Below are 9,212 nucleotides of genomic sequence, written 5' to 3' on the forward strand. Positions count from 1 at the left end.
AGCAACAACTATACCAACTCACCTTGACCGGTTGTTTCTTCACCGCTGTCTTCATCGTCCTCTTCTTCCGGTTTTTTAGGACATCTTGAAACACTAGCAACATCATCACCTTTAACAATATAGACACCAGATGTATTTCTGCTTGATTTAGAAATGGTTTGCATATCTACTCTAATCATCTTACCTGCTTTTGTAAGTGCCATCATGTCCATAGTCTCATCTACCATTAGACAACCAACAATGTTTTTACCGGTTTTAGGAGTCATCTTCATAGCTATAACACCGGAACCACCACGATTTGTAAGTCTATACTCACCGGCATCAGTTCGTTTACCTATACCTTTTTCAGCAACCATTAAAATTTCTTGTTCATCATTTGCAATAATATTTGCATCGATTACTTCATCACCGGCATGTTTAAATTTAATACCTCTGACACCTCTAGTATTTCTACCTTGGTCACGAGTTTTTTCTATGTCAAATTTTATACATTGAGATAGTTTAGTCACTATGAAAAGATATTTGATATCTTTATCTGCGATTTTTGCCGTAATAATTGAATCATCATCATCTAGGTTGATAGCTTTTACACCATTGCTTCTAATGTTTGAGAATTCACTTAGGTTTGTACGCTTTACAACACCTTTTCTAGTAAAGAAAACTAAAGATTTCTCTTCACTAAAGTCTGTTGTTGGGTTAATTGACTGAATCTGTTCACCAGCTACAAGATTAAGAAGATTTACAACTGCTTTACCCTTAGCAATTCTGCTTCCCTCAGGAATTCTATAAACTTTTAACCAGTGTAGTTGACCACGGTCTGTTACAAATAGAAGTGTATCATGGGTATTACATGTAAAGAATCTTTCTATAAAATCATCTTCGTATGTAGTAACAGCAGTTTTGCCTTTACCGCCGCGTTTTTGTTTTTCATAAGATGCTAGAGGAACTCTTTTTATATAGCCTCTGTGAGTGATAGTAACTACCATTGGCTCATTTGGGATTAAATCTTCGATATCAATATCATCATAGTCATCTTCAATCTCTGTTCTTCTTTCATTTGAGCCATAAGTAGCAAGTACTTCATCAAATTCTTCATCAATAATTCCGTGAAGAACTTCTTCACTTTTAAGGATTGATTCTAAGTACTCTATGAGTTTAATCAGTTCAGCGAGTTCATTTTCAATTTTTTCAATCTCTAAACCTGTCAAACGACCAAGTCTCATTGCAACGATACTTGAAGCTTGAATTTCACTAAAGTCAAATTCGCTGACTAAGTTATTTTTGGCATCTTCTTCATTTCCTGAAGCACGAATAACTCTAATAACTTCTTCGATAATTTCTATTGCCTTTTTAAGACCTTCTAAGATGTGCGCTCTAGCTTTAGCTTTTTCAAGGTCGAAAATCGTACGACGAATAATAATTGTTTTACGGTGATTTATAAAGTATTTTAAAATATCTATAATTCCAAAGATTCTAGGCTCTTGGTTTAAAATTGAGAGCATGATGATACCAAAAGTAGTCTGCATGCTAGTTTGTTTGAAAAGGTTGTTTAGAACAATTTCACTCATTGCATCACGCTTAAGTTCGATAACAACTCTCATACCGTCACGGTCAGACTCATCACGAATTTCTGAAACACCGTCAATCATCTTGTCTTTTACAAGGTTCGCTATATTTTCTATAAGGCGAGCTTTGTTTACTTGGTAAGGGAGTTCATCAATAACAATAACTTCTTTTTTAGATTTTTGCTCTATGTGAGTCTTTGCACGAACTTTTATGCGACCGCGACCGGTTTCATAAGCGTCAGTAATGCCTTTTTTACCAAAAATGATACCGCCGGTTGGAAAATCAGGAGCTTTTATGTGTTCCATAATCTCTGTAAGTTCAATATCAGGATTTGCTAAAAGTGCCTTTAGGCCGTTTAGAATCTCTTTTGGATTATGTGGAGGAATATTTGTAGCCATACCGACAGCAATACCGGATGAACCGTTTATAAGAAGGTTGGGAACACGAGTAGGCATAACATCAGGTTCTTTAGTGGTTCCATCGTAGTTGTCTATCATGTTTACGGTGTTTTTATCTAAATCTTTTAGAAGTTCTCCGGCATATTTAGTCATACGAGCTTCTGTATATCTCATCGCTGCTGCAGAGTCGCCATCAACAGAACCGAAGTTTCCTTGACCATCAACAAGTTGCATTCTCATTGAGAAGTCTTGAGCCATACGAACCAATGCATCATAAACTGCCGTATCACCATGAGGGTGGTACTGACCAATAACATCACCGACGATACGAGCTGATTTTTTGAACTTTGACCCGTGTGAAAGGTTTAGTTTATCCATTGCATAAAGTATTCTTCTGTGAACAGGTTTAAGCCCATCACGAACATCAGGAAGTGCACGACCTACGATTACACTCATAGAGTAATCGAGGTAACTATTTGAAAGTGTCTCTTCTATATTTATAGTTTGTATTTCATCATTGTTTAGCAAATCGCCCATTTATACACCTAACTTTAAAAATTAATTTCACTTATAATAGCTGATTGTCCCTTAAGATAAATGAAAAAAATATACAAATTACAAATAACATTCAATTAAAAGTATATGTGTTACTATTGCTTATAAAAATTATGAAGGTAAATTTTTGAGGATTATACAAATTGGCAGTCGTTTTATAATAGGTGTTGTAACGGTAAGTTTATTTTTTACCGCTTGTTCAAGTCATAAAGAAAAAGTCGTTGTTAAAGAAGAAAAGAAGGCTATTGTCAAGACGATAGAAATCAAAAAGAGCGATGATCAAAATAAGACTTCAATAGTTAAATTAACCCCAATACAAAAATGTAAAAAAGAAAAAGATAGTTACAATTTAATCGTTGATGTTCCATTTAACGCCAGAGTTAGAATTTTAAATATTAAACCTGTATATAGAGACTGTATACCTCTTAAAAAGGGAAAATACCATATCGAAGTGACAAAAATAGGATTTAAAAAATATAAAAAATGGATATATTTAGATAGTGATACAGCTTTAGATGTAAAGTTGAAAAAAATAAAGATTATAGACAGGTCAAAAGAAGAAAAATATGAGTTAAAAAAAGCTGGATTTAACAAAAAAGCATTACAAAAATTTGTAAAAAAGTATCCAAAGTCAGATCGAGCTCTTATTGCAAAAAATAGAATTGGCATTATCAAAAAGAAATTTAGAGGTTACTCTCCAAACGGTTTAATCAGATCAAACAACTGCATAGGTTTTTATCCAAAAGAATTAGTTGAAAAAAATTTAACCATATCAACATCTATTGATTATTGGGATAGTATGAGGTGGAGCGGGTCTTGCAAAAATAGTTTAATGAGTGGAAGAGGTGTTATATATTTTAAAGCAGATAATGGTGTATCTGTGGAGCTAAAAGGTAAGATGAAAAATGGCTTTTTTAATGGCAAGGTTTATAATTACTCCAAATCAAAAGAGGAAGCATCATATATCAAAAACAGCGGGAGAGGTAACTATATTGTAAAGTTGAAAAATAGATTTGACTTTAAGCATTATCAAGAGTAAAAGATAGATATTTAGAGTGTGAGATTAATCACTGCAAAGGCTTGCCTTTGCAGTGATGTTTTTAACATTTTATGAATTAAAATGCAACCATTGCCATTAAAAGAAGATCACCATCTGTGTCTCTATTTGAATTAGCAGGAGTATTTTCACTACCACTATACTTGGTATGTGAATACTCTAGAACAAAACGCACATTTTGTGCTGCATTATATTCTACACCTCCAGAGATGATTGATTGATCATCAGTAAGGTTTAATGTTTTATCTTTAAATTCACTAGATAAGTAAGCTACTTTAACCCCTATATCTTTAAGAATATTTAGCTGAGCATCAAATGAGTAACCAGTATCTTCCATTTTTGAGGCTCCTATGATTCCACCTTCTGTGTATTCATTGTTAAGTACAATAGCTCCTGTTACCATCAATGACATTCCACTAACGGCACCTTCTATTTGCATATCAAGACCATTTGATTTTCTATCTAAAGAATTAGCATCAGTTGTCCAAACTACACCCACTAGCTGACCTTGAGCAACAGGATTTATAACATCTCCTCCTATATAATAACCGCCAGCAGCAATAGTAAAGTCTGCAAGATTAAACTCATAAGCTGCTCTTGCAAAAGTTTTATAGCCTTCTGTTTCTACATCGATAGATTGACCATATCCAGGCACATATTGACCAGCAGTAGCGTATAAACCATGTCCATAATAATACGCTTGAGCACCAGAAGCAGATCCATTACCTACACCAGTTTTTTGTAAGATGTTTGTTTTGTTACGATTTTCGAACTGACGAATAGGTCTAAACAGACCTGATGAGTAAATTTCTGTTCCTGAAAACACACCTAAGGCATCTGTATTGAACAAGGTTATACCAAGACGACCAATACTAAAAGGTTTTGTAAATGTCAGTTTACCACTAAATCCTAATCCAGAGCCCTCACTTACATAACTACCAGGAACAGTAGTACCGTTTACATCTACTGCTTGAACTACATCATTAGCGCCGTTAGCTACTTCAAATGATCCCCCAATGTTGTCAGAAATTTTTCCGCCAATTAAAAGTGCAGATTCATCAAAAATTTCTGAAAGTGAATTATCATCCCCAGGAGTATCACTATTTTTATCAACATGACGAGCTTTAAGCACGACACTAATACCTAAATGTTAAGGAAGAGATAGGCCTCCGCTAGTTTCACTTTTAAGCTCTTGTTGTCCGCCTGTCATAGTAAAGCCTGCATCTTAAACTCTCTACCAAAAGAGTTGAGTTTTGGCATTGACTGAAAGTGACATCCTGCACAGTCCATCCCCACTTGTCTGGCAAAAGCAGGATTAGCTTCAACAGTTGTAATACATAGTATAGATAAACCAACGATAGCTATGATTTTCTTCATTGAAAATCTTTTCATAATAAGTCCTTAGTATAAAAAAATATTATGAATGGAATTACAATGTACATAAGAAAAAATTATGAACAAAATAACACTACTCATAAGTAAAAATTATAGTAATAGCAATATTAAGACAAGCTTAAGCTTATGTTTTTTAGCAATAATGCCACAATAGTGGCAAGTGATTAATATTTAATCATTTTTCTGGTAAATACCTGACATTTAATTTGTATAATTTGTACAGTTAAATAATAAGGATGATTTATGAAGAGATATTTACTCGCTTTGTTAGCGTTACCAACTCTAGTATTTGCTGAAGACACTTTAAGTAGTGGTGATACTGCTTGGATGTTAGTCGCAACGGCTTTTGTTATGTTGATGACACCTGCTGGACTTGCTTTGTTTTATGGAGGTCTTACTCGTTCTAAGAATGTTATAAATACTATTAGTATGAGTTTGGGTGCTTTTGCAGTTGGTTCTTTAGTATGGGTATTAGCTGGTTACTCAATCGCGTTTGGTGAGGGTGATTTTATCGGTACCGGTAAGGTTATGTTGTCTGGAATTACTTCAGATACTTTAAGCGGTACTATCCCTGAGCTATTGTTTGTTGCATTTCAAGGAACATTCGCAGCTATCGCTGTTGCAATTGCAAGCGGTTCTATGATTGAAAGAGTTAAGTTCTCTACATTTATGGTGTTTGCTGCACTATGGATAGTTGCTGTTTATGCACCTGTTACACACTGGGCATGGGGTGGTGGTGAAACACTTTACTTCGGCGAGATGGATTTTGCCGGTGGTACTGTTGTTCACTTAAATGCGGGTGTTGCAGGTTTTGTTGTTGCGATGATTTTGGGCAGAAGAAAAGACTATGGTAAAGTTGCTATCAAACCTTTTTCTCCTGTATTGGTTTCGCTTGGTGCTGCATTGCTGTGGTTTGGATGGTTTGGCTTCAATGCCGGTTCTCAGTTAGCTGCTGACGGTGTTTCTGCATCTGCATTTTTAGTTACAAATGTTGCCGCCTCTCTTGGTGTTATCGGATGGTTGAGTGCTGAGTGGTTAGTCTACAAAAAAGCTACTTTAGTTGGTGGTGCTTCCGGTGCTGTTGCCGGTCTTGTTGCAATAACTCCTGCTGCAGGTACAGCCGGTGTTGAGGGTGCGATTGTTATCGGTCTTGTAGGCGGTGCTTTAGGTTTCTATGGTGTTTCTAAACTTAAGACTATGTTCAAAGTTGATGACTCTTTAGATGCGTTTTGGATTCACGGTTTAGTTGGTATATGGGGCTCAATCGCTACTGCTATTTTTATTGCTGATTATGCAATGGCCGAAAACTATAATATGGCTTCTCAACTGGTAAGTCAACTTAAAGCTATTGGTTTGACTATAGTATATAGTGGTGTTGTGACGGCTATCGTTTACTTTATTGCTTCAGCTATAACTGGCGGTGGTAGAGTTGATGAAGAGAGCGAGAGTCGTGGGCTTGATGAAACAGTTCACGGTGAAAAAAGTATTAATTTATAACATGAAATGAGCAAAGCCCATTTCACTTCGCTTGCACCGCTGTGGTGACTGAAGCTAACTCCCTTTGGGAGTAGAAGATAGACAAATATTTTAAAGTTGCAATAAAGTATAAAAATAGCTAAAATGCTAAAATTAAATTGGAGAAACAATTATGAAAAGAATAGAAGCAGTTATTAAACCATTTAAATTAGAAGATGTGAAAGATGCTTTATCTGAAATCGGAATTGATGGTATGACAGTTAGTGAAGTTAAGGGTTATGGTCGTCAAAAAGGTCATAGTGAGCTTTATCGCGGAGCTGAATATGTAGTAGACTTTTTACCAAAAATCAAAATGGAAATGATAGTTAGCGATGATATGGTTGAGCAAATTACCAGTACAATCGTTGAAGCTGCTAGAACCGGTAAGATTGGTGATGGTAAGATATTTGTTAGCGATATAGAACAAATTATCCGTATTCGTACCGGTGAGACTGACAACGAAGCCATATAACTTTACAGCTAAAGGAACTCTTCCCTTTGGCTCCTCTTAAAATTTAATGACTGATTAAAAACTAATCAACTAAAAAAAATCCTGCACAATTTCTAAGCTATAATCATCACTTAATTTTAGAAGGATATCTACATGTTAGAAGCAGATTTTAAATACATCATCGACACTTTTTTTACACTCTTTACAATGGTTCTAATAATCTTTATGGTTCCGGGCTTTGCAATGCTAGAGGCTGGTTTAGTTCGCACAAAAAATGTTTCTGCAGTTCTCACAATAAATGTAATGATTTATGCTGTTGCTTCTTTAGCGTTTTTACTTGTCGGTTACGAACTTGCTTTTGGTGGCTGGGAAAGTGATACGAGCAGTATTTGGGCAGCATTTATGTTTCAAATGGCATTTGTAGGTAAAACAGTCAATATTATGAGTGGCGGTGTAAGTGAGCGTGTTCGTATAATCCCTTTGGCAATGTTTACTGTAGTTATGGGTGCTGTTATTTATCCATTGGTTGTGAATGTTTCTTGGGGTGCTGACTTTCTTGCAGGCACGCTTTTAGATATTGACATGTATGATTTAGCGGGGTCGACTGTTATCCACTCTACCGGAGGCTGGGCGCTTTTAGCGGCTATTATGATTGTAGGTTCAAGAAAAGGCCGTTATGTTGGTGATAAAATCAAAGTGATTCCAGCTTCAAATATTCCGCTAGTTGTCCTTGGCGCTCTGCTGCTTTGGATAGGATGGTTTGGGTTTAACGGTGGTAGTGTCGGTTCAATCTCTAGTGTTGAGAATGCAAATACAGTTGCTAAAACTATAATGAACACAAATACGGCTGGTTTAGCCGGTGCAATAATTGCCGGTTTACTTATGTACTTCAGATATAAACTATTAGATATTACGATGATTTTAAATGGTGCATTAGGCGGTTTAGTTGCTGTTACAGCAGGACCTGATCTTTATGACATGTATACTCCTATCTTAATCGGATTAGTTGGCGGATTTTTGGTTGTATTTGCTGTTCCGATTTTTGACAAACTTCGTCTTGATGACCCGGTTGGTGCTCTTTCTGTTCACTTGGTAAACGGTATATGGGGAACTTTGGCAGTAGGGATATTTGTAGATGGTATCTCTTTTGTATCTCAGTTAAAAGGTGTTGTAGTTGTAGCAGTTTTTGCGTTTAGTGTTTCATTTGTAGTTTTATATCTTATAAACAAGATTTCTAAATTTAGAGCACAAGATGATGACCAAGTTGAAGGTATGGACATTAATGAGTGTGGTCTTGAAGCATACCCTGAGTTTAAAAGGTCTATTTAAAACTATCCCCCTTGTGTTTAACAAAGTAGTAACAATCTTTTTGTTACTATTTCTCTTATGATAAGACATAGCAATTCACTTCTTATATCTATAATTATTCATTTTGTTTTGATATTTGCAATATTTTTTATATGGAAAAATTACTCTTCAATTGCAAAAACGGAGTGTGATGAAAAAATACCATTAAAACTTTGTGACCTCGTAGCTTCTGTAGAACCGCTCCAAGCAAAAAAAGTTGAAAACCAAAAAAAGCTTGAAAAACAAAAGAAAGTTGAAAAACAAAAAAAAGTTGAAAAACCAAAGCCCAAACCAAAAAAAATTTCTATGCCAAAGGAAAAAATAGAGGCTCCTACACCAATTGAAAAAAAGATAGAAGATGTAAAAGTTCAAGAGCCTGAACAGATTGAAGAGTTTTTTGTAGAAGAAGTTCCAGAGGAACTAGCAATTGTTAATGAAAATATTGTTAAACAAGAGCCGGCTAAAGAGATAATAGAAGAGCCAGTAGAAAAAAGTCAAGAACAAATGCAAGAAGAGCAAGTAAAAGAGTACCTTCAAATCAACACACAAAAAATAGCCCAACTTTTACAAGAAAACCTATATTATCCAAGAAGTGCCAGAAAAAGAAACATAACAGGCAAGGTTACTGTTAAATTTACTTTAGGCATGAATAGTAAGGTTTATGATGTTGAAATTATAAAATCAAATAGTGATATTTTAAGTCGAGCAGCTATAAAAACTATAAAAAACCTATCAGGAAAATTCCCAAAACCGCAAAATGAGATAACTATCCAAGTTCCCATCGCTTATGCTTTAAAATAACGCATTTTATTCTTACAAATCATTAAATTGTCAAGAAACTGTTAAGTAACTATCCATCTGCGCTTGACATAATGATACTACCATATAAGTATCAAAGCATAAGGAGCATGAGATGAAAGTTTTTATA

8 protein-coding genes are annotated in these 9,212 nt (G+C 35.2%); 5 read left to right on the forward strand and 3 right to left on the reverse strand.

Annotated features, from left to right (window positions below):
- Positions 1 to 8 precede the first annotated feature (8 nt).
- Positions 9 to 2,501, reverse strand: a complete 2,493-nt coding sequence (gene gyrA / locus OQK60_RS05355) for a DNA gyrase subunit A (RefSeq protein ID WP_297684858.1) — start codon at positions 2,499 to 2,501, stop codon at positions 9 to 11.
- A gap of 145 nt (positions 2,502 to 2,646) precedes the next feature.
- On the opposite strand from gyrA, the gene OQK60_RS05360 reads away from it, so the two are divergent.
- Entirely contained in the window at positions 2,647 to 3,558 is a 912-nt protein-coding gene (locus OQK60_RS05360; protein ID WP_297684860.1) for a hypothetical protein, read from the forward strand.
- A 76-nt stretch (positions 3,559 to 3,634) separates the two neighbouring features.
- On the opposite strand, the gene OQK60_RS05365 is transcribed toward OQK60_RS05360, so the two are convergent.
- A complete protein-coding gene (locus OQK60_RS05365) occupies positions 3,635 to 4,708 on the reverse strand; it encodes a hypothetical protein (protein WP_297684862.1) in 1,074 nt (357 codons plus the stop codon).
- A gap of 74 nt (positions 4,709 to 4,782) precedes the next feature.
- Entirely contained in the window at positions 4,783 to 4,968 is a 186-nt protein-coding gene (locus OQK60_RS05370) for a hypothetical protein (RefSeq protein WP_297684864.1), read from the reverse strand.
- 246 nt (positions 4,969 to 5,214) lie between these two features.
- On the opposite strand from OQK60_RS05370, the gene OQK60_RS05375 reads away from it, so the two are divergent.
- The 4 genes from OQK60_RS05375 to OQK60_RS05390 all read left to right on the forward strand — a co-directional run bounded on the left by OQK60_RS05375 (position 5,215) and on the right by OQK60_RS05390 (position 9,085).
- Complete coding sequence (locus OQK60_RS05375; RefSeq protein WP_297684866.1) at positions 5,215 to 6,468, forward strand: ammonium transporter; 1,254 nt, start codon at positions 5,215 to 5,217, stop codon at positions 6,466 to 6,468.
- 151 nt (positions 6,469 to 6,619) lie between these two features.
- A complete protein-coding gene (locus OQK60_RS05380) occupies positions 6,620 to 6,958 on the forward strand; it encodes a P-II family nitrogen regulator (protein ID WP_297684868.1) in 339 nt (112 codons plus the stop codon).
- 132 nt (positions 6,959 to 7,090) lie between these two features.
- Positions 7,091 to 8,266, forward strand: coding sequence for an ammonium transporter (locus OQK60_RS05385; protein WP_297684870.1), 1,176 nt, complete (start codon positions 7,091 to 7,093; stop codon positions 8,264 to 8,266).
- A 57-nt stretch (positions 8,267 to 8,323) separates the two neighbouring features.
- A complete protein-coding gene (locus tag OQK60_RS05390) occupies positions 8,324 to 9,085 on the forward strand; it encodes an energy transducer TonB (RefSeq protein ID WP_297684872.1) in 762 nt (253 codons plus the stop codon).
- Positions 9,086 to 9,212: the final 127 nt, after the last annotated feature.

The organism is Sulfurimonas sp. (assembly GCF_026196735.1).
In the GTDB taxonomy this organism is placed as follows: domain Bacteria; phylum Campylobacterota; class Campylobacteria; order Campylobacterales; family Sulfurimonadaceae; genus Sulfurimonas.